A 20,048-nucleotide genomic window follows, 5' to 3' on the forward strand; every position below is an offset into this window, starting at 1 on the left:
ATGAACCAGCCAGTCAATCCGGGCCCGCGCAACGGTATTCTGTCCCTGACCATCAAGGACAAGGCCGTGCTGTATGCGGCCTACATGCCTTTCATCAAGAACGGCGGCCTGTTCATCCCCACCAGCAAGAGCTACAAGCTGGGCGACGAGCTGTTCATGCTCCTCAACCTGATGGATGAAGGCGAGAAGATCCCCGTGGCCGGCAAGGTCGCGTGGATCACCCCCAAGGGCGCCCAGGGCAACCGCGCCGCCGGTGTCGGCGTGCAGTTCAACGATGGCGACGACACCGCGCGCAACAAGATTGAAACCTACCTGGCCGGCGCGCTGAAGTCCGACCGTCCCACTCATACGATGTAGTTGCCCATGTCTGCCGATAGCCGTTTGCTCGTTGATTCCCACTGCCACCTCGACCGCCTCGACCTGACCGCCCACGACGGTTCGCTGGACCGCGCGCTGGATGCCGCGCGGGCCCGAGGTGTGAAGCATTTCCTCTGTATCGGGGTGAGTGCCGACAACGCTGCGGCGGTGAAAGCCTTGGCCGATCAGTATGACGATGTGGATTGCTCCGTCGGCATTCACCCGCTGGACCTCAAACCTGGCGAAGCCCCTGCGCTGGACTGGCTGCTGCGCGAGCTGGACCACCCGCGGGTCGTCGCCATCGGCGAGACCGGCCTGGATTACCACTACGAGCCCGAAGCTGCGCAGCTGCAGCAGGCGTCGTTCCGCTTGCACCTGCAAGCGGCCAACGCCACCGGTAAGCCGGTGATCGTGCATACCCGCGGCGCGCGCGCCGATACCCTGCACCTGTTGCGTGAAGCGCAGCTGCCACAGGGCGGTGTGCTGCACTGCTTTACCGAAGATTGGGACATGGCCAAGGCGGCGCTGGACCTGGGCTTCTATATCTCGTTGTCCGGCATCGTCACCTTTCGCAATGCCGACGCCCTGCGCGATGTCGCGCGGCAGGTGCCGGCCGATCGTCTGCTGGTCGAGACCGACTCGCCGTATCTGGCGCCGATCCCGTACCGCGGCAAGCCCAACCTGCCGCAGTACGTGCGCGAGGTGGCCGAGTACCTGGCCATGCTGAGAGGTGTGCCTTACGAGGATTTCGCGGCGCAGACCACCGAGAACTTCAAGCGTCTGTTCCCGTTGGCGCACCTTTAAAAGCTTCGCGTGCAGAGCCGTTGGCCATCACACCGAACCATCAGGCAAAAAAAACCCGGGTTCTGGGGGGTGAATCCGGGTTAAGACCATTAGGAGTAAAACAAAGGCGCGCGGTCCATCGACACCTTTATTGCCACATCACTTGGGGGATATGACGCGTCAACACCCTTGAGTATCGTTGAGGTTTGGCACCGCGCCAGTGGTAATTGATCGTTTTTTAAACAATTTTGAAATAGGCGCGCTGCTGCTCAGCACCAACGCCCCAGTCACACGTAAAGTGCTCCTATCAACGGATGATCCGTGCAATTTCACGCCAGACAGGCATAATACTTCGCTTCGATTTTGACCCAGTCCTTCTTTATGCAGAAAGAACCCCGCAAGGTCCGCGAGTTTCGACGCCGCGAACAGGAAATTCTCGATACCGCCCTCAAGCTCTTCCTCGAGCAGGGGGAGGATAGCGTCACGGTGGAAATGATCGCCGATGCTGTGGGTATCGGCAAAGGCACGATCTACAAGCACTTCAAGTCCAAGGCCGAGATCTATCTACGGCTGATGCTCGACTATGAGCGTGATTTGAACCAGCTGCTGTTGTCGTCCGACGTGGAGAATGACCGCGAGTCCTTGTCGCGCGCCTATTTCGAGTTTCGCATGCGTGATCCACAGCGCTATCGCTTGTTCGATCGCCTCGAAGAGAAAGTCGTGAAGGGCAATCAGGTGCCGGAGATGGTCGAGGAGTTGCACGCAATCCGTGCCTCCAACTTCGAGCATCTGACCCAACTGATCAAGGGTCGCATCGACGAAGGCAAGCTCGAAGACGTGCCGCCGTATTTCCACTATTGCGCCGCCTGGGCCCTGGTGCATGGCGCGGTGGCGCTGTATCACTCGCCGTTCTGGAGCAACGTGCTGGAAGATCAGGAAGGATTCTTTCAGTTCCTGATGGACATCGGCGTGCGCATGGGCAACAAGCGCAAGCGCGATAGCGATCCGGTGGCCTGACGCGCAAAGTGGCCTGACGCGCAAAAGAGCCCAGTGCAGCATCGTAAATTCTTCTCTGTTCCCCGGACTGGCGCAAAAGCTGCATCACGCCGCTTATTCGCCGGTTTTTCGTCGCCGGTCTCTGGAGGAATGATGCGTAATCTGCTCTTGGTACTGGCGCTCGCGGCGCTGGGCGGTTGTATGAGCGTCAGCGACATGGGTACGGTCGCCCACGATCAGTTGAGCGATGCCGGGGTGCTGGATCACAGCGAAACCAAGCGCTCGACCAATTTCCGTCTGCAACCGGACTCGTTCATGTTCATCGCCCAGGGCGCCTTCGTACCGCCTGGCGGCTCCTACCCGCGTCCTAACGTCGTAGCGGAGGAAGCCTTCAACGGCTTTATCCAGTACTTCCCCATGGTCCGTCGCGCCCGTGCTCCTGAAGGCCTGGACGACGCCATGAACGAGGCCCGTGAAGCTGGCGCTCACTACCTGCTGTATACACGCTTCGCCAATGCCGATGATCGCATCGGCACCACCGATGAATGGCAGGACCAGGAAGCCGTCGATCGCCTCGGCGTCGACCACGCTGTCATTCAGGTGATGGTGATCGAGACCAGTACCCGTTATCTGATCGACACCGCGACCATTCGTCTGCGAGGCGGTTTTCTGACGTTGTACGACAAAAAACCGCAGGATTTGCTTGGGCCGCCCCTGACCGATTACGCTCGACGTTTGCTGGGTGTAGAGCGCTAGACCAAGGCAGGCAATCCGCTTGCTCCCTGGCCATGACGCGCACTACCCCAGCGGCGTATTCGAGGAGCAAGTGATGACAGACGCCAGCCATCTATTGGCGCAGATTCCCCCAGCCAAGGGGCCCGCACCGGTGCATCTGTGGAACCCGGATTTTTGCGGCGATATCGACATGCGCATCGCCCGCGACGGCACCTGGTTCTATCAGGGCACGCCGATCGGCCGGGCGCCCATGGTGCGGCTGTTCTCCACCATCCTGCGGCGTGACGGCGATGATTACTTCCTGGTGACGCCGGTGGAGAAAGTCGGCATCCAGGTCGAAGATGCGCCGTTCGTGGCAATCCGCCTGGAAGTGGAAGGGCAGGGCGAGCACCAATGTCTGCGTTTTTTCACCAATGTCGATGATCACTGCGATGCCGACGCCGAGCACCCGCTACGCGTGCATATCGATGCCGCCAGTCAGGAGCCTTCGCCCTACGTGCGGGTGCGCACCAACCTGGAGGCGTTGATTCATCGCAACGTCTTCTACCAATTGGTGGATCTGGCGGTCACACGTCGGATCGACGGCCAGTCCTGGCTTGGCGTATGGAGCCACGGTCAGTTCTTTCCTATCGGACCAGAGCCTGACTGATCTGTAATTTTCACGGGCCTCTTCGCCGCCGCCAGCGCATATACAGATTGCACCGGTGTCAAATGCCTCAAACCACAGCGCTCGCGGCGTCAATCACATGCACGCTGTATCCCGGCACCTTCTTGGCCAGATGCTTGGCCTGCGACGCCATTTCCGCCAGCACCTGAGCATCCAGCTCGGGGCAATCGTGAGCGTGCAGATCGACGACACCGATGGACAGCGACAGCAGCGGGAATTCCTCGCGCACGCCCTGGCGGTTATGGCTGACGAAGTACCCCGCGTCCAGGTGCTCGGCGCGGTAGAACCGCCGGCACTGCATCTGGAACTCCTCGAACAGCTGCCCTAACCGCTTGCGCCAGTCGCTGGAGCCGAGCACCAGCATGAAATCGTCACCACCGATGTGTCCGACGAAATCGCGGCTGGGTTCGATTCGCTCGCTCAGACAGTGCGCCAGGCACAGCAGCACTTCATCGCCGCGCGCGTAGCCATACAGGTCGTTGTAGGGTTTGAAGCTGTCGATATCGACATAGCAGATCGCGGCGGTCTGGTTTTGCTGCAACAGCCGCGTCAGGCACTGCTGGATCGGCACGTTACCAGGCAGCAGCGTCAGCGGGTTGGCATAGCGCGCCTGCTGGATCTTCAGTTCGGTGATCAACTTGAGCACGTCGATCACCCGTCCGAGGCCCAGGTAACGCCCGTTCTGGGTGATGATGAAGTCTTCTTCGATACGCTGGCGCGCGCGGCTGGTGATCAAGCGGCTCACCTGTTGCAGAGAATGACTCAACTCCACGGCGAGGAAATCATCGGTCATCAACCGGCTGATCGGCTTGCGGGCATACAGCTCGGTGGCAAAGGGCTTGAGCAGCGCGTCCGACAGCGAATGCCGATGCACGATACCGACCGGGCGCTGCTGGTCGTCGAGCACCGCCAGCGAGTTGAGGTTGGCTTGCAGGCGAAACGCCTCCAGCACCTTGGGCGTTGGCGTGTCGCTGGGCACTGCCGCTTGATCGTTCAGCAGGTCGGACAGGTCGCGGCGCTCCTCGGTCAAGGAGGGCGGGCCGCTGTCCAGTTGCGGCAGCAGGCTGCGGGCATCCCGGGGCGGCGTTTCCTGCGGGCGGCACAACAAATAGCCCTGGACCAGATCGACACCCATGTCGCTGAGCACAGCCAGCTCTTCGACCAGTTCTATGCCCTCGGCAATCACCACCGCACGTGAGGCACGGGCCATCTGCAGAATGGAGCCGACGAACTCGCGCTTCACTGCGTCCTGATGGATGCCGTCGATAAAGTGTCGGTCGATCTTCACGTAATCGGGGCGCAGCTCTGACCACAGGCGCAGGCTCGAATAGCCCGCGCCCAGATCATCCAATGCGATCGAGAAGCCCATGGCGCGGTAGTGATGTAGGGCCGTGTGGAGCAGGTCGAAGTCGTCGGTCGGGGTTTGTTCAGTAAGCTCGATCACCACCTGGCTGGGCGAGATGCCGTAGCGCTGCAGCAGCGACAAGGTACGCCCTGATTGATGCAAGGGCTCGAGCAGCGACTCGGGGGAGACGTTGAGGAACAGCTTGGCGTCGAGTTGCTGTTCGCTGAAGCTGCGGCAGGCTTTTTCACGGCAGGCCATTTCCAGCTCGCTCAGGCGCCCGGCATGGCGGGCGGCGGCGAACAGGTTGATGGGCGAATGCAGTGGGCTGTTCGAAGGGCCGCGACTCAGCGCTTCGTAACCGAGGATGCGCCGCTCGGACAGGGACACGATGGGCTGGAACAGGCTGTGAAGGCTGCCTTGGGCCAGGATCGTCCCCAAGGCGCTGAGCTGCTCGGTAATGGTCATGAAATCCTCACTGATGTGGGATACCGACTCCCAAAAATGTAGGAGTGGGCTCTGCCCACGAAGCTTCACGGGCAGAGCCCGCTCCCACAGGGATTATGAGTGTGTCTAAAGTAGAGATTGCAGGCATAAAAAAACCGGGCGCCTGTTAGGCGCCCGGCTATTTCACGACAGCTTCATGACTGTTTGATGACGGATCGCCATCATTTAGCTTGCTTCATCGCACTACTTCTTGGCCACCGTGGTGTTCAAGCGCAGGTAGTCCAGCAGGATACGCCCGGTTTCGCTCAGATAGGCGTCGTTCTCAGGTTTGGAATCGTTCGGATCCGTCGCCGGGGCGTCTTCGTCTTCCTTTTTCAGCTCGGTCAATGGCGCTTCGCCCTTGGCCTTGCGACGGGTGTTTTCGAGGGCCAACTGCTGGTTCTCGATGTCGGTGTGCTGCTTGCGACGCACCGCTTCGTTGAGGCTGACGGTTTTTTCTTCCATCAGCTTCTGCGCCAGGGCCAGGCGATCGCGGATGAAGATGAACTCCGGATCGTTATCGGTGCGCTTGTCATGCAGCGCCTTGAGCTGGGCCAGGAACGGCTTGAACGGATCGGTTTCGGGCTTGATCGCCGGGCGGATGGTGTCCCACGGCATGGCTTCGGGCAGCGCGCTTTCGCCGATTTCCTTGGTATCGATGATCGACGGGTAGGCAATGTCCGGCAGTACGCCCTGATGCTGGGTGCTCTGCCCGGAAACCCGGTAGAACTTGGCCAGGGTCAGTTTCAGCTCGCCATGATTGAGCGGCTGGATGGTCTGCACCGTGCCTTTGCCGAAGGTCTGGCCACCGATGATCAACGCGCGGTGATAGTCCTGCATGGCGCCGGCGAAAATCTCCGAAGCCGAGGCGGACAGGCGGTTGACCAGCAGTGCCATCGGGCCTTTGTAGAAGGCACCTGGGCTCTCGTCCTCGAGCACATCGACGCGGCCGTCGCTGTTGCGCACTAGCACGGTCGGGCCTTTCTCGATGAACAGGCTGGTCAGCTCGGTAGCTTCCTGCAGCGAACCGCCGCCGTTGTTGCGCAGGTCGATGACCACGCCGTCGACGTTTTCCTTCTGCAGCTCGGTCAGCAGTTTCTTGACGTCGCGGGTGGTGCTCTTGTAATCCGGATCGCCGGCGCGGAAAGCTTTGAAGTCGAGGTAGAAGGCCGGGATCTCGATCACCCCGAGCTTGTAGTCTTTGCCATCCTGCTTGAGGTTGAGGATCGACTTCTTGGCGGCCTGTTCTTCGAGCTTCACCGCTTCGCGGGTGATGGACACGATCTTGCTGGTCTGGTCGTTCGGCGCATTGGTATGCGGGATCACTTCCAGGCGCACCACGGAGCCCTTGGCGCCGCGGATCAGCTTGACCACTTCGTCCAGGCGCCAGCCGATCACGTCGACCATTTCCTTGTCGCCCTGGGCCACGCCGACGATCTTGTCGGACGGCGCCAGTTGCTTGGTCTTGTCGGCAGGGCCGGCCGGTACCAGGCGCACGACCTTGACCTGATCGTTATCGCTCTGCAGCACCGCGCCAATGCCTTCCAGCGACAGGCTCATGTTGATGTCGAAGTTTTCCGCGCTGTCAGGCGACAGGTAGTTGGTGTGCGGATCGTAGGACTGGGCGAAGGTATTGATGTAGGCCTGGAAGATATCCTCGGCGCGGGTCTGGTCCAGGCGCACGAGTTGATTCTTGTAGCGCTTGACCAGCAAGTCCTGGATGGCTTTCGGGTCTTTGCCGGCAATCTTCAAACGCAGCACTTCATCCATGACGCGTTTGCGCCACAGGTCGTCGAGTTCTGCCTGATCCTTGGGCCACGGGTCGTTCTTGCGATCGACTTCGAGGGTCTGATTGCCGTTGAAGTCCATCTTGTCGACGCCCTTGTCGAGGATCGTCAAGGCAAAGTCCAGACGCCCCTTGACGCGATCCAGGTAGCGTTTGTAGATGGTGAAGCCCGCGTCCAGATCGCCCTTTTTCAGGAAATCGTCAAACTGGGTTTTCCATTTGTCGAATTCGCTGATATCGCTGGCCAGAAAGTAGCTGCGCGAGGGATCAAGCAGCTTCAGGTAGCTGTCATAGATGATGACCGAACGGGCATCGTCCAAGGGCGGCTTGCTGTAGTGGTGGCGTTTGAGGAGTTCGACGACGTTGAGACTGGCGATTACCTCATCGCGATCAGGCTGCAACTTGTCCCAGCTGTTGTCGGCAAAAGAATTGGCCGACATCGACAGGGTGCCGAGGCCAATGCACAGGGCGAGGGCGGAACTGGGTAAGAAATGCTTCATGCTGATTCGACGCGGGGGCAATTGATAACGCATATTAGGCCGTCTTTGAATTCGCCGGTTCCGTTGAAGCCGGACGCATAATGCGAAAAGCCCGGCGCCAAGGCGCCGGGCTCAGTCATGAGTCAACTATGGAGGCACTGTGAAGGCATTGCAAGGCGTTGAAGGACATGTCGAGTGGGTTGAGCGTCCAAGCCCCACCCTTGATGCAGGTCAAGTGAAGATTCGCGTGGCCGCGGCGGGGCTCAATCGTGCCGATCTGCTGCAGCGCGCGGGTCACTATCCGCCACCGCCAGGCGCCAGCGATATTCTCGGACTCGAGTGTTCGGGGATTATCGCCGAAGTGGGGCCAGGGTCGTCCTGGCAGGTGGGTGATCGGGTCTGTACGTTGCTGGCCGGTGGTGGCATGGCCGAGGAAGTGGTGGTCGATGGCCGTCACGTGTTGCCGGTGCCGGAGGGCGTAAGCCTGATCGACGCGGCGGCGATTCCAGAGGTCTACGCCACGGTGTGGCTCAACCTGTTCCAGCTGGCGGCGCTCAAGCCGGGCGAAAAAGTGCTGCTGCACGCCGGTGCGAGCGGTATCGGCTCGGCGGCGATCCAGCTGTGCAAGGCGTTCGGCAACCCGACCTGGGTGAGCGTCGGTTCGGCCGAGCGGCTGGCCTACTGCGAGGCTCTGGGCGCTCAAGGGGGTGTGGTGCGCAGCGTCGATCTGGAGGCGTTGCGCGACCTTGGGCCGTTCGATGTGATCCTCGATCCGGTGGGCGGCAACTACGCCGAGCTGAATATCAAGGTAGCGGCGCTGGATGCGCGCTGGGTGATGATCGGCCTGATGGGCGGCACCAAGGCGCAGGTCGATCTGGGCGCGGTGCTGGGCAAGCGCATTCACCTGCTGGGCTCGACGCTGCGCAGCCGCAGCGATCAGTTCAAAGCCGATCTGCTCAGCGATCTGGGCCAGCATGTGTGGCCGTTGTTCACGGAAGGGCGCTTGAGCCCGCAGGTGGTACGAACCTTCCCGATCGTCGATGCCGAAACCGCCTTCGATGAGTTGGCCGGTAATCAGATCAGCGGGAAGGTGGTGTTGATCGTCGATGAGACGCTGATCTAGGTGATCATGAAAGATTCATGAAACCTGGGTTTTTTGCCAGTCTTGCTGGCCTATTCGCGGGCAAGCCTTGCTCCCACAGGTGTAAGACATAAGAGCTGTTTGCACTGTGGGAGCAAGGCTTGCCCGCGAAAGGGCCGGGGCGGCCAAAAATAGTCCGCTGACTCACCGCTCGCGTAACGATTCGGTCCGCGCCTTGAGTACCGGCTTGAGCACGTAGTCCAGCACGCTTTTCTCGCCGGTGATGATGTCCACCGTCGCCGTCATGCCGGGGATGATCAACAGCGGCTTGTTGTCACCGCCCAAATGATTGAGGTCGGTCCGTACCTGAATCAGGTAGAAGCTGTTGCCCTTTTCATCGGTCACGGTATCGGCGCTGATCAGTTCCAGCTTGGCCTTGAGCCCACCATAAATCGTGTAGTCGTACGCGCTGAACTTGACCATGGCTTTCTGGCCGGGGTGGAGGAAGGCCACGTCTTGCGGCCGTACCTTGGCTTCGATCAGCAGATTGTCTTCCATGGGCACGATCTCGAGCATGTCGCTGCCTGGTTGAACCACGCCGCCGATGGTGTTGATCTTCATCTGCTTGATGATGCCTTTGACCGGCGACACCACCGTGGTGCGCGTCACGCGGTCATCGATGGCGATGGTGGTGGCGGTGATCTTGGCCAGCTCCGTGCGCTTGTCGTTGAGGTCCTTGGAGGCATCGGAGCGAAAGCCCAGTGTCGACTCTTGCACCTTGCTGCGGATCTCGGCGATGGCCGCCTCGGCGCGGGGGATCGCCAGGCTGGTGGCATCCATCTGTCCACGGGCTTCCACGGCGCTGCGCTTGAGGCGCAGGATCTCTACCGGCGAGACCGCGCCGGATTTGATCAGCGGCGTCGACATGTCCATTTCCTGCTGCAGCAAGGCCAGGCTGTTGCGGTACTGCGCCTGCTTGGAGCGGAACTCGGCCAGCTCTTGAGTCTTTTGCACCAGTTGCTGATTAAGGGTGTTCTGTTCGCTGGCCAGCTTGCTCTGGCGCGAGGTATAGAAAGCCATTTCGTCAGCGGCCACCTGCGGCGCCTTGGTCTTGATTTCATCCGACACTACGAACGGTTTGCCGGTGGCTTCAGCCGCCAGGCGATCGACCTGGGCCATCAAGGTGTAGCGATCGGCTTCGCTTTCACCACGGTTGGACAGGTAGCGGGTATCGTCGAGACGTAGCAGGGTGTCGCCTTTTTCGACCATCTGGCCTTCGCGCACCAGGATTTCCGAAACGATGCCGCCCTCCAGGTTCTGGATCACTTGCACCTTGCTCGAAGGGATGGCCTTGCCTTCACCCGTGGTGACTTCCTCGATCACCGCCAGCTTGGCCCACACCAGTGCGGCAACGATCAGCGCCGCCACCACCCAGACGGTGAGTCGCGAGCGCCGTGGCGAATCGTTGAGGCCGGCGCTGGCCAGCTCGGGCATGAATTCCCGTTCGCCGGTCTTGCCGAAACTGTCGAGGTAGCCGCGCAGGCCGCCTGTTGAATGACTCATGTTCAGCCCTCCTGAGCGGGTGCAGTGCCGACGCGACCTTTGCGCAGCGCTTCGATGACGGTCTCTTTCGGGCCGTCGGCGACGATGCGGCCGTTGTCCAGCACGATCAACCGATCGACCAGGCTGAGCATGGTGGTGCGGTGGGTGACCAGCAGCAGAGTCTTGCCCGGTATCCACGCATGCAGGCGCTGGCGCAGCAGGTCTTCACTGCTGTTGTCCATGTGGCTGGTGGGTTCGTCGAGGACCATGATCGGTGGCTCCAGCAGCATCGCCCGAGCCAGCAGCACGGCCTGGCGCTGGCCGCCGGATAACAGCTGGCCACGTTCACCCACTGGGCGGTCGAAGCCTTGCGGGTGCTGCCGAGCCAGCTCGCTGACGCCAGTCAGTTGCGCGACTTCGAGCATGCGCGCATCACTCACATAGCGCGCGCCCAGGGTCAGGTTGTCACGCAGGCTGCCCGCCAGCAGCGGCAAGTCGTGGGCGACATAGCCGATCTGCTGGCGCAGGTCGGCCACATCAAGCTGGCGCAGGTCGAGGCCGTCGAGCAGGATCTGCCCTTCGGTCGGCTCGTAGAAGCCCATCAACAGGCGCGCCAGGGTGCTTTTGCCCGAGCCGCTGCGGCCGATGATGCCGACCCGTTCGCCGGGCTTGATGCTGAAACTGACAGCGCTGAGCGCCGGGGTATTTTGCCCGGCATAGCTGAACACCACCTGACTGAGGCCGACACCGCCCTGCAATTGCGTGCGATCGAGAGGGCGTTGCTTGATGTCCCGTTCTTGCGGCAGGGCCATCAACTGATCGGTGCTGCGCATGGTCAGCTGCGCTTGTTGATAACGGGTGATCAAGCCGGCGATCTGGCCCAGCGGCGCAAGCACGCGGCTGCCCAGCATGTAGGTGGCCACCAGCGCGCCGACGCTGAGGTTGCCGGCGATGATGCTGTAGACCCCAGCGACTATGGTGCTCATGCCGCAGAACTGCTGGATGAACAGCGTGCCATTGGTGGCCAGCGCAGCGAGGTCGCGGGCGTGGCCGTCGAGGCGGGTGAGGGCGCCGTGGGTCGACTCCCAGTGATGCTGGCGCTCGCTCTCGGCATTGCAGGCCTTGAGGGTTTCCAGGCCGCCGAGGGTTTCGATCAGCAGGGCCTGGCGTTCGGCGCCCAGCGTCAGGCTTTTTTGCACGGTGTCGCGCAGGCGGATCTGAATCAGCAAGGCGAAGATGATGGTGATCGGAAACGCCAGCACCGGGATGATCACCAGCCAGCCGCCCAGCAGGCCGATCACCACCAGCATCAGCACCGCGAACGGCAGGTCGATGATGCTGGTGAGGGTCACGGCAGTGAGAAACTCGCGCAGGCCCTGGAAGTCATGGATGCTCTGAGCGAAGCCACCGATGGTGGCTGGGCGGGCCTTCATGGCCATGCCGGTGATGCGCTCGAACAGCGTCGCGGAGAGGATCAGGTCGGTTTTTTTACCGGCCTGGTCCAGCAGGTGTGCACGCACGACGCGCAGGATCAGCTCGAAGCACGTGCCCACCAGCAGGCCCGCGGCCAGTACCCACAGGGTCGAGGTGGCCTGATTGGGGACCACGCGGTCGTAGGTCTGCATGACGAACAGCGGCACCATCAGGCCCAGCAGGTTGATCATCAGGCTGGCCAGCAAGGCGTCGCTGTAGAGCCAGCGCGACAGCTTGAGGGTGTCGCGAAACCAGGAATCGACCCGCGGCATCAGCGGGGTGCGCAGGTCTTCGAGTTCATGTCGGGGGCGAGCGAACAATGCCTCGCCGGTGTAGACGCTGGCCAGTTCGTCGCGACTCAACCACTGTTCGCCGCCTTCGGCTTCGCTGGGCAGAATCAACGCCCGGCCATCCTCGCCCCAGCGCCGCAGTACCGCGCAGCGGCCCTCCTTGAGCAGCAGCAGTACGGGCAGGTTGAGCGCGTTGATGGTATCCAGCTCGCGGCGCAACACCCGTGCCTGCAGGCTGGCGCGCGCGGCGGCGCGGGGCAGCAGATCCTTGCCCAGGCGTTGCTGAGCCAGCGGCAGACCCGCGCTGAGGCTGGCGCGGCTGACCGTGCAGCCGTGCAACTTGCAAAGAATCAGCAGGCCATCGAGCAGCGGATCGTCGAAAGACTGCCTCGGGTCGCTGCCGGTCGGTACACGCTCAGGCGTGGGGTCGGGCGTGGGGCTGTGCATCGTGGTCAACGGTTCTACTCCAGCGGTACTTCGGCCAGGACTTCTTTTGCGCGAATCGGCGGCGCCGCGGGGCGCTACCGACTCGCTACAGCGGCGCTACAGGCGCCGCTCAACGCATCTCCGGCAAGAGCTGTGCTTCGCTTTTGATTTCGGTCTGTGCAATGGCCTCTGGTGGCAATACCACGCGGGTCTTGGCCACCAGGTCGCCCATGTTGGCCAGCACGCGGTACATCGCGTATTCCTCGGTATAGCGCACTTCGACATAACGGCTATTGGCGGTGTAGAGCTCGTTCTCGCTGTCGAGCAAGTCGAGCAGGGTCCGCTGGCCGAGGCCGAACTGATCCTGATAGGCGGCGCGTACGCGCGTGGTGGTCTCGGCGTACTCGCGGGCATAAGGGGTTTGCTGGCGGGCGTTGAGCATGGCGTTCCAGCTCAGCGACATGTTCTCGTTGAGTTGGCGCAGGGCGTTGTTGCGAATGTCCATGGCCTGATTGATCTTGTAGGCATCGGATTGCAGCCGGGCCTTGTCGCCGCCGCCGCGAAACAGGTTGTAATTGACCACCACGCCGGCACGCCAGCTGTTGTTGTGGCCTTCTTCGCCCGAGATGTTGTTGTTGGCACCCACCGCCAGTTCGCCGTCAAGTCGCGGATAGAACGGTGACTTGGCCACTTCGTATTGACTCTCCGCCGCCTGTACGTCGGCCTGCGCCGATTTCAGATAGGGGTTGTTGCTCATCATGTCCTTGCGCGCGGCCTGTAGATCGGTGGGCAATTCGCCCTTGATCGACGGGGGCGTTTCCAGCTCGTCGGGCATGCGCCCCACGGCACTGTAGAAATTGGCCTCGGCATCGGAGAGGTTGACCTGCGCGGTGTAGAAATTGTTTTCCGCCAGCGCGCGACGGGCGCGGGACTGGTCGGTGTCGGCGGTGCTGCCGATCCCTTGCTGGCTGCGCAAGCCGATCTGATCGTTGATGCGCAAGTGAGCTTGCAGGTTGTTTTTGGCCAGCGTCACCAGCTCGCGCTGCTTGAGTACTTCGAGGTACACCTGGATGGTGCGCAGGGCCAGGTCTTCGGCGCTGCCTTGTACGTAATAGGCGCGCGAGGTAGACACGGCCGAAGTGCGGGCCTTTTCGTTAGGCGTATTGAAACCATCGAAAAGCATCTGACGCAGGCGCAGTTCCGACTGGGTGTAATTCAGACTTTCGGTGTGGTGACCGCCCTGGAAGCGGGTGGTTGGATTGTCCGAGCGTTCACGCCCATAACCGCCTACCAGATCGACCGTGGGCAGGTAGCCGCTGCTGGCGACTTTGCCATCTTGGTCGGCAGACAATCGATTATGGATATTGGATTGCAGGTCGGGGTGGAAATCGATGGTGGTCTGAATCGCTTCCTGCAGGCTCATCGCTTGAACATTGGCGCCCATCATCGCTAACAACATAGCGCTGCACAGAGGGGTCAAAACGCGCATTGGGTACTTCTCCGTGTGAAGGTCTTATAATGGGCGTCAGAAATCTGACTGAGAACCATCGATATTTGATTGGAGCTTGTAACACACTATCGCAGAACAAGTTTTCCCAGCGCTAAGACGAAATTAGAATAAGCCTTATGCGAAAATAAACTTATACGTGCGGCACCTTTACCGACATTGTTAACTCAAAGACGCAGCTGATAACTGCGCCCAGCTTGGTGTTGGGCGCAACTTGGAAAGTTCAATAATATTTGTGGCGCAAAAGGCAGGGGAACTGACCAGGAAGGGGAAGGGAGTGCAGGGCGACAGGATTTTGTCAGGGAGGCATGATTCTTGTAAGGCCATGCACATTCCGATCAAAGAATCTTTGAACTGAATGTCGTTGAATTTATTCATATTTTGTTCTGTAGTTAGACTCTTTGACAGGGCCGCCATCGTGTGGTGCCTGTCACTCTTGTGTCTGTCCCGGTCCTTGCCCATAGCCTGACTGCCACGCGCGCGTGGCAACGGAGAATGGCAATGGCAGTATTGATCGGTGTGGTGAAAGGTGTGATCGGGCAGGTGTTCGTGATTCATAGCGATGGTTCGCGGCGGGCCGTGGCCGACGGCGAACGCCTCTTCGCCGGCGACACACTGGACACCGGCACTGCGGGCGCAGTGGCCGTTCATCTGACCAATGGTAACGAGCTCACCCTCGGGCGTGGCAGCAGCCTGCAGCTGAGCCAGCAGTTGTTGAGCGACCAGCCGCCGAACATCGTCGTTCATGATCAGGCTACGGCACCCGATGGATCGCAGCTGACTGAAGTGCAGCAGATCCAGCAAGCCATCGCTGCGGGTGCCGACCCGACTCAAGTCCTCGAAGCCACCGCCGCCGGCCCGACCGGCACTGGGGTATACACCAACACGCCCCCCGGCGACCTCGGCGGCGGCCACAGCTTCGTGCTGTTGACCGAAACCGGCGGCAGCGTCTCGCCGACCGTCGGCTTCCCGACCATTGGTCTGGGCTTCGATTTGCTCAACGCCCAAGAACCCGTGGGCGACCTGTTCCAGACTGCCGATGCGGGCGTTACCACGCCTGTGGTCCCGCCGGTCATCGTCCCGCCTGATGTCCCGCCCGTCACGCCGCCGGTGGTAGTCCCGCCCGATACCCCGCCAGTGACCACCCCTACCGACAACGGCATCACCTTCGTCGACCTCTACCGCGACGGCGGCGAGCAGCGGGTATTCGAAGCCGACCTGCCCAACGGCACCAACACTGCGCAAGGCAAAGGCGGCGACCTGACCCGCACCGACGTGTTCAGCGTGGTCGCGCCGGACGGCCTGGCCTCGCTGACCATCGATGGCGTGCAAGTGGTCAGTAACGGTGTGCTGGTCAGCAACACCGGCGACGGTACGGTGCAAATCGTCGGTCAGTTGGGCAATACCCTGACCATCACCGGCTACAACGCCAGCACCGGCGTGTTCAACTACACCTACGTGCTCTCGGTCGATCAACAGAACAATCAAACCACCAGCAATACCGAGCTGTCGGAAGATTTCCACCTGGTGGCCAGCGATACCGATGGCGACGCTGGCGATGCCTGGCTGAACGTGCGCATCACCGACGACAGCCCGATCGCCAATAATGACGTCGGCAGTACCGTGACTCAGCAATCCCCCGAGATCACCGGCAACGTGGTGGCCAACGATTTCGTCGGCGCCGACACCAATGCCAATCCGGTCAGCATCGACCCGGCGCTCAATCCTGGCTTCGTCGTTTCCGGGCAGACCATCATCGGCACCTACGGCACCCTGACCTTGGGTACCGACGGCACCTATACCTACGTCCTCAATCCTGAGAGCGAGGCATTCCAGGCGTACAAGGACTCGGGCCTGGCGGCCAAGGAAACCTTCACCTACACCCTGACCGACGGTGATGGCGACAAGACCACCGCCAACCTGACCGTCAACATTGCCGCCAACCACGAAGTGATCTTCAACTGGCTGCATGCCAGTGGCGGCGATCTGATCTTCAGCGAGGCCGACCTGCCCAATGGCACCAGCGTCGAGCCGAACAAGGCCAGCTTCCTGACCGACCACAGCAGCGTCTACATCGACGCCAAGGACGGGCTGGCGAACCTGAGTATCGAGGTCTATAGAGACGGCCAGTTGCAGAGCACCCAGGTGGTCTCCAATGGCAATCTGGTCAGTAACTCGGTGCAGATCGTTGGTGAGTCGGGCAACATCCTGACCGTCACCGGCTACGACAAAGTCACGGGTATTCTCAGCTATACCTATGTGCTGTCCGAGGCAGTCCAGAACAATCCGCCCGCTTCGGGCGATCTGGCCAACCTGCAACTGTCGGACGACTTCAAGCTCGTCGGTACCGACACCGATGGTGACACCGGTTCGGCCTGGATCAACATCACCATCAAGGACGATGCGCCCATCGCCAGCAACGACGTTGGCGCCAGCCTGGTCACCGACAAGGCGCCGGAGCTCTCCGGCACCGTGCTGGCCAACGACAAGGTCGGCGCCGATAGCAACGCCACCCCGGTCACTATCAAGGCCTCGGACAATCCCGACTTCAGCGTCAATGGTCAGGTCGTCGAGGGCAAATACGGCACGCTGACTCTGCATGCCGACGGCACCTATGACTATGTATTGAACAGCGGTAGCGATGCGTTCAAGGAGCTGAGGGCGTCGGGGCTGACCGACAAGGAAGTGTTCAAGTACACCCTGACCGATGGCGACGGCGACTCCACCACCGCCAACCTGACCATCGATATCGGCGCCAACCATGCAGTGGTTTTCAACTGGCTGGGCAGCACCGGTGGCGACCTGGAATTCAAGGAAGCCGACCTGCCCGCCGGCACCAATACCGCATCCGACAAAGCCAACTTCCTTACCGACCACAGCAGCGTATACATCGATGCCAAGGATGGCCTGGCCAACTTGAGCATCGACACCCTCGTCAACGGCCAGACCGTGACCACGCTGGTGGTCGCCAATGGCGTGCTGGTCAACTCCCAAGGGGTGGTGGTGCCCGGTGAGTCGGGCAACAACCTGACCATCACAGGTTACAACGCCAGCACCGGCGTGCTCAGCTACAGCTACACCCTGGCCGAGCCGGGCCACAACAATGCCCCCGGCAGCGCTGATCCGCTGGCGGAAACGCAGCTGTCGGACGATTTCAAGCTCACCGCGACCGACACCGACGGCGACACCGCTTCGGCCTGGATCAATATCACCATCAAGGACGACTCGCCCGTCGCCAACAACGATCAGGGCGACAGCACCCTGAGCACCAAGCTGCTGAGCATCGCCGGCGACGTGCTGACCAACGATCATGTCGGCGCCGACACCAATGCCAATCCGGTCACGCTGACGGACGCAAGCGGCAAGGTGGTGACCAGCCTCGAAGGCCAGTTCGGCACCCTGGAAATGGGCACCGACGGCAAATATACCTACACCCTCGACCCCAGTTCGCCGGCTTATCAAGCCTTGGCGAGTGGCCAGACGGCGACTGAAACCTTCACCTACACCTTGACCGATGGTGACGGCGACTCGACCACCGCCAATCTGGTGATCGACGTGAAGAGCGATCCCGTGCCGGTCGCGGTGGCTCAGGAGGCGACCGTCACCTCCGGTGCCACTGGCGCCAATGTGCTGCTGGTAATCGATGTTTCCAACAGCATGAACGATATCGTCAAAGGCACCGACTTGACCCGACTGGATCTGGCCAAGCAGGCAGTCGACAAGATGCTTTTGCAATACGCCGATATTGGCGATGTGAAGGTGCAAGTCACCACCTTCAACAACCAGACCCATCAGGTCAGCTGCAGTTGGGTCGATGTTGCCGAGGCCATCCGCCTTGTCAACGGCCTGACCGCGGGCGGCGGCACCAACTACGACTACGCGCTTGACGGCGCGAAGACGGCCTACGCGGCGGATGGCAAGCTGGTGGGGGCGGGCGTGCAGACCGTTTCCTACTTCGTTTCCGACGGTAATCCGACGCTCTCGAGCGACAATCCTAAAGTCACTGGCGAGCAATCCGGCAACCAGACCAATCCCAATCTGGGCGACGGCATCGACAGCGATGAAGCGGCGGTGTGGACCGATTTCCTCAAGCTGCACGACATCAAGTCGGTCGCCATCGGCATCGGCAACAGCGTTCAAGCCGACTATCTGAACCCGATCGCCTTCGATGGCACCACGGGCAAGGACATCGCGCCACAGCTGGTGCGCGATGTCACGCAGTTGCCCAATATTCTCGGTGCCACGGTGCAAGGCCAGCCGGTGGTGGGTTCGCTCACCGATGGCGGCGGCTTCGGTGCTGACGGCGGCTTCGTCAAATCGATCAGCGTCGACGGCGTGAAGTACAGCTTCGATGGCAGCAATACCGTCACCGCAGGTGCCGGCGCGGTGGCCGATAACTACCGGTATATTGCCTCGGCCCACGAGTTGGCCGTCAGCACCCAGGATGGCGGTTTGCTGCAGGTCAATCTGCTCACCGGTGCCTATACCTACACACCACCAGTGGGTGCCACGCAAGCGTTCACCGAGACGGTGCTGTTCACCCTCACCGATACTAATGGCGATGTGGCCAGCAACGCCCTGACGGTGCACGTATTGGCCGATACGCCAGTGGTCGCGCCGACGGAAACCATCATCACCAACGTGCTCGATTCGAGCATCATCGTGCCTGCGGCGGCGTTGCTGGCCAATGCGGCGGCCGGCACCCAGGTGACCAGCTCGACAACCTTCGATACAGGCTGGGGCGCAGCGCGCGGAGCCGACTTTACCAGTACCTCGACGACGCCTCTGGCGTTCCGCGGTGCAACGGCGAATCGGCTGGATCTCGAGCGCTCGGAGTTCACCGTGCGCAATGCGGCGCCGATGACTGCAGCGTTGATCGTGCTCGGCGAGTTGGGTGCGGTGGGCAGTGCTTTGGCCTCCGACACCCTCACGGTCGAGCTGAAAAAGGGCGAAACGCTGCACTTGCAGTCCAGCCTCAACGACAGCCATGCCAGCCTGGCCTGGGCGGCCGCAGACGGTACTTACACGGTGCTTGGCAAGGACGGCAATTTCACTGCGACCGAAGATGGCGTCTACAAGATTCACGTCACCAACCTGGCTGGCGCAGAAGGCACCAAGGCTGAGACCTACCAACTCACTCTGACCGTCGACTACAGCCATGCCACGACCACGCCGGTGCACACCGACACCTACAGCGTTGCCGACAGCCATGGCGATTCAGCCACCGGCGCATTGGCGATTCATTACCAGGCCGGTAACCATCTGGTCGGTACCGACGGCAATGATGTACTGATTGCCGGTGAAGGCCACAGCTTGCTGGAAGGCGGCAAGGGCGATGACGTGCTGGTGGCTGGCAGCCAGGGCGATGATCTGTACGGCAATGATGGCAACGATCTGCTGATCGGCGGTGCGGGCGACGACACCCTTGATGGCGGCGATGGCAACAATACCGCGAGCTATGCCAAGGCAACGGCCGGCGTGCATGTCGATCTGACCCAGGTGGGCGTCGCTCAGGATACGGTCGGGGCAGGCAGCGACACGCTGTCGAATATTCAGAACCTGATCGGTTCGGATCACAACGACTGGCTGGTGGGCGATCTTCACGACAACGTCATCACCGGCGGCAAGGGCAACGATACCTTGACCGGCGGCGGTGGCAACGACACCTTCAAATGGCAGGACGGCGACACCGGGCACGACACGGTGACCGACTTCAAGCTGGGCAGCGACACGCTGGACCTGTCGCAGTTGCTGCACGGCGAGAACTCGGTGGCCAGTTCACTGGATAATTTCCTGCAGTTCAAGGTGACCGGTACCGGTGAGGGATTGGTGTCGACCATCGAGATCAGCAGCCTGGGCAACGACAAGACCACCCAGACCATCTCGCTCGAGCACGTCGATGTGGCCAGTAATTATGGCGTGCAGGTCGGGGCTGGAGGGATGGTTGCCAGCGGGCATGACACGGCGACCATCATCAGTGGCATGTTGAATGATCACTCGTTGAAGGCTGATACGGTTTAGGCCAGTAACAGGCTGCAAGCTGCAAGCGGCGAGCCACAGGCTTTACGCTTGCAGCTTGCAGCTTGCAGCTTGCAGCT

General features: G+C 61.2%; 11 protein-coding genes and 2 pseudogenes. 8 read left to right on the plus strand and 5 right to left on the minus strand.

What is annotated here, in order from left to right; genetic code table 11:
- The 5 genes from REH34_RS22145 (at position 1) to REH34_RS22165 (ending at position 3,520) form a co-directional block, all read left to right on the plus strand.
- Positions 1-357, plus strand: coding sequence for a PilZ domain-containing protein (locus REH34_RS22145; protein WP_226503383.1), 357 nt, complete (start codon positions 1-3; stop codon positions 355-357).
- Between the two features lie 24 nt (positions 358-381).
- Complete coding sequence (locus REH34_RS22150) at positions 382-1,161, plus strand: TatD family hydrolase (protein ID WP_226503693.1); 780 nt, start codon at positions 382-384, stop codon at positions 1,159-1,161.
- Between the two features lie 360 nt (positions 1,162-1,521).
- Positions 1,522-2,157 carry a TetR/AcrR family transcriptional regulator gene (locus REH34_RS22155; protein WP_226503384.1) on the plus strand — a complete coding sequence of 212 codons (636 nt, stop codon included), beginning with the start codon at positions 1,522-1,524 and terminating at the stop codon, positions 2,155-2,157.
- A 132-nt stretch (positions 2,158-2,289) separates the two neighbouring features.
- Complete coding sequence (locus tag REH34_RS22160) at positions 2,290-2,892, plus strand: DUF4823 domain-containing protein (protein WP_226503385.1); 603 nt, start codon at positions 2,290-2,292, stop codon at positions 2,890-2,892.
- A gap of 73 nt (positions 2,893-2,965) precedes the next feature.
- Complete coding sequence (locus REH34_RS22165; protein WP_311969172.1) at positions 2,966-3,520, plus strand: DUF1285 domain-containing protein; 555 nt, start codon at positions 2,966-2,968, stop codon at positions 3,518-3,520.
- Positions 3,521-3,587: 67 nt separating this feature from the next.
- Here the strand turns inward: REH34_RS22165 and REH34_RS22170 are convergent, their stop codons facing one another.
- Together REH34_RS22170 and REH34_RS22175 are read right to left on the minus strand one after the other, a co-directional pair.
- On the minus strand, positions 3,588-5,348 hold the full coding sequence (locus REH34_RS22170) for a bifunctional diguanylate cyclase/phosphodiesterase (protein WP_311969173.1): 1,761 nt from the start codon (positions 5,346-5,348) through the stop codon (positions 3,588-3,590).
- Positions 5,349-5,570: 222 nt separating this feature from the next.
- The gene (locus REH34_RS22175; protein WP_226503388.1) at positions 5,571-7,652 is read right to left on the minus strand and encodes a carboxy terminal-processing peptidase; all 2,082 of its coding nucleotides are present in this window, start codon (positions 7,650-7,652) and stop codon (positions 5,571-5,573) included.
- Between the two features lie 139 nt (positions 7,653-7,791).
- Here REH34_RS22175 and REH34_RS22180 point away from each other — a divergent pair, with 139 nt between their 5' ends.
- On the plus strand, positions 7,792-8,754 hold the full coding sequence (locus REH34_RS22180) for a zinc-binding dehydrogenase (RefSeq protein ID WP_311969174.1): 963 nt from the start codon (positions 7,792-7,794) through the stop codon (positions 8,752-8,754).
- A gap of 162 nt (positions 8,755-8,916) precedes the next feature.
- Here the strand turns inward: REH34_RS22180 and REH34_RS22185 are convergent, their stop codons facing one another.
- The 3 genes from REH34_RS22185 to REH34_RS22195 form a co-directional block, all read right to left on the minus strand.
- Complete coding sequence (locus tag REH34_RS22185) at positions 8,917-10,275, minus strand: HlyD family type I secretion periplasmic adaptor subunit (protein WP_226503390.1); 1,359 nt, start codon at positions 10,273-10,275, stop codon at positions 8,917-8,919.
- Between the two features lie 2 nt (positions 10,276-10,277).
- Positions 10,278-12,464 carry a type I secretion system permease/ATPase gene (locus REH34_RS22190; protein WP_311972137.1) on the minus strand — a complete coding sequence of 729 codons (2,187 nt, stop codon included), beginning with the start codon at positions 12,462-12,464 and terminating at the stop codon, positions 10,278-10,280.
- A gap of 109 nt (positions 12,465-12,573) precedes the next feature.
- Positions 12,574-13,932, minus strand: coding sequence for a TolC family outer membrane protein (locus tag REH34_RS22195; RefSeq protein WP_226503391.1), 1,359 nt, complete (start codon positions 13,930-13,932; stop codon positions 12,574-12,576).
- Between the two features lie 519 nt (positions 13,933-14,451).
- On the opposite strand from REH34_RS22195, the pseudogene REH34_RS30320 reads away from it, so the two are divergent.
- Both REH34_RS30320 and REH34_RS30325 read left to right on the plus strand, forming a co-directional pair.
- Positions 14,452-16,707 (plus strand): annotated as a pseudogene (locus REH34_RS30320) (retention module-containing protein); the annotation flags it as partial.
- Between the two features lie 474 nt (positions 16,708-17,181).
- A pseudogene (locus tag REH34_RS30325) lies at positions 17,182-19,971 on the plus strand (type I secretion C-terminal target domain-containing protein); the annotation flags it as partial.
- Positions 19,972-20,048 lie beyond the last annotated feature (77 nt).

Origin of the sequence: Pseudomonas baltica (genome assembly GCF_031880315.1) — a bacterium.
Lineage (GTDB): Bacteria > Pseudomonadota > Gammaproteobacteria > Pseudomonadales > Pseudomonadaceae > Aquipseudomonas.

Excerpts from the sequence above, each read along its gene's own strand:
- REH34_RS22145 (WP_226503383.1), top strand. The coding sequence starts at position 1 with ATGAACCAGCCAGTCAATCCGGGCCCGCGCAACGGTATTCTGTCCCTG.
- REH34_RS22155 (WP_226503384.1), top strand. The coding sequence starts at position 1,522 with ATGCAGAAAGAACCCCGCAAGGTCCGCGAGTTTCGACGCCGCGAACAG.
- REH34_RS22160 (WP_226503385.1), top strand. The coding sequence starts at position 2,290 with ATGCGTAATCTGCTCTTGGTACTGGCGCTCGCGGCGCTGGGCGGTTGT.
- REH34_RS22165 (WP_311969172.1), top strand. The coding sequence starts at position 2,966 with ATGACAGACGCCAGCCATCTATTGGCGCAGATTCCCCCAGCCAAGGGG.
- REH34_RS22170 (WP_311969173.1), bottom strand. The coding sequence starts at position 5,348 with ATGACCATTACCGAGCAGCTCAGCGCCTTGGGGACGATCCTGGCCCAA.
- REH34_RS22175 (WP_226503388.1), bottom strand. The coding sequence starts at position 7,652 with ATGAAGCATTTCTTACCCAGTTCCGCCCTCGCCCTGTGCATTGGCCTC.
- REH34_RS22185 (WP_226503390.1), bottom strand. The coding sequence starts at position 10,275 with ATGAGTCATTCAACAGGCGGCCTGCGCGGCTACCTCGACAGTTTCGGC.
- REH34_RS22190 (WP_311972137.1), bottom strand. The coding sequence starts at position 12,464 with ATGCACAGCCCCACGCCCGACCCCACGCCTGAGCGTGTACCGACCGGC.
- REH34_RS22195 (WP_226503391.1), bottom strand. The coding sequence starts at position 13,932 with ATGCGCGTTTTGACCCCTCTGTGCAGCGCTATGTTGTTAGCGATGATG.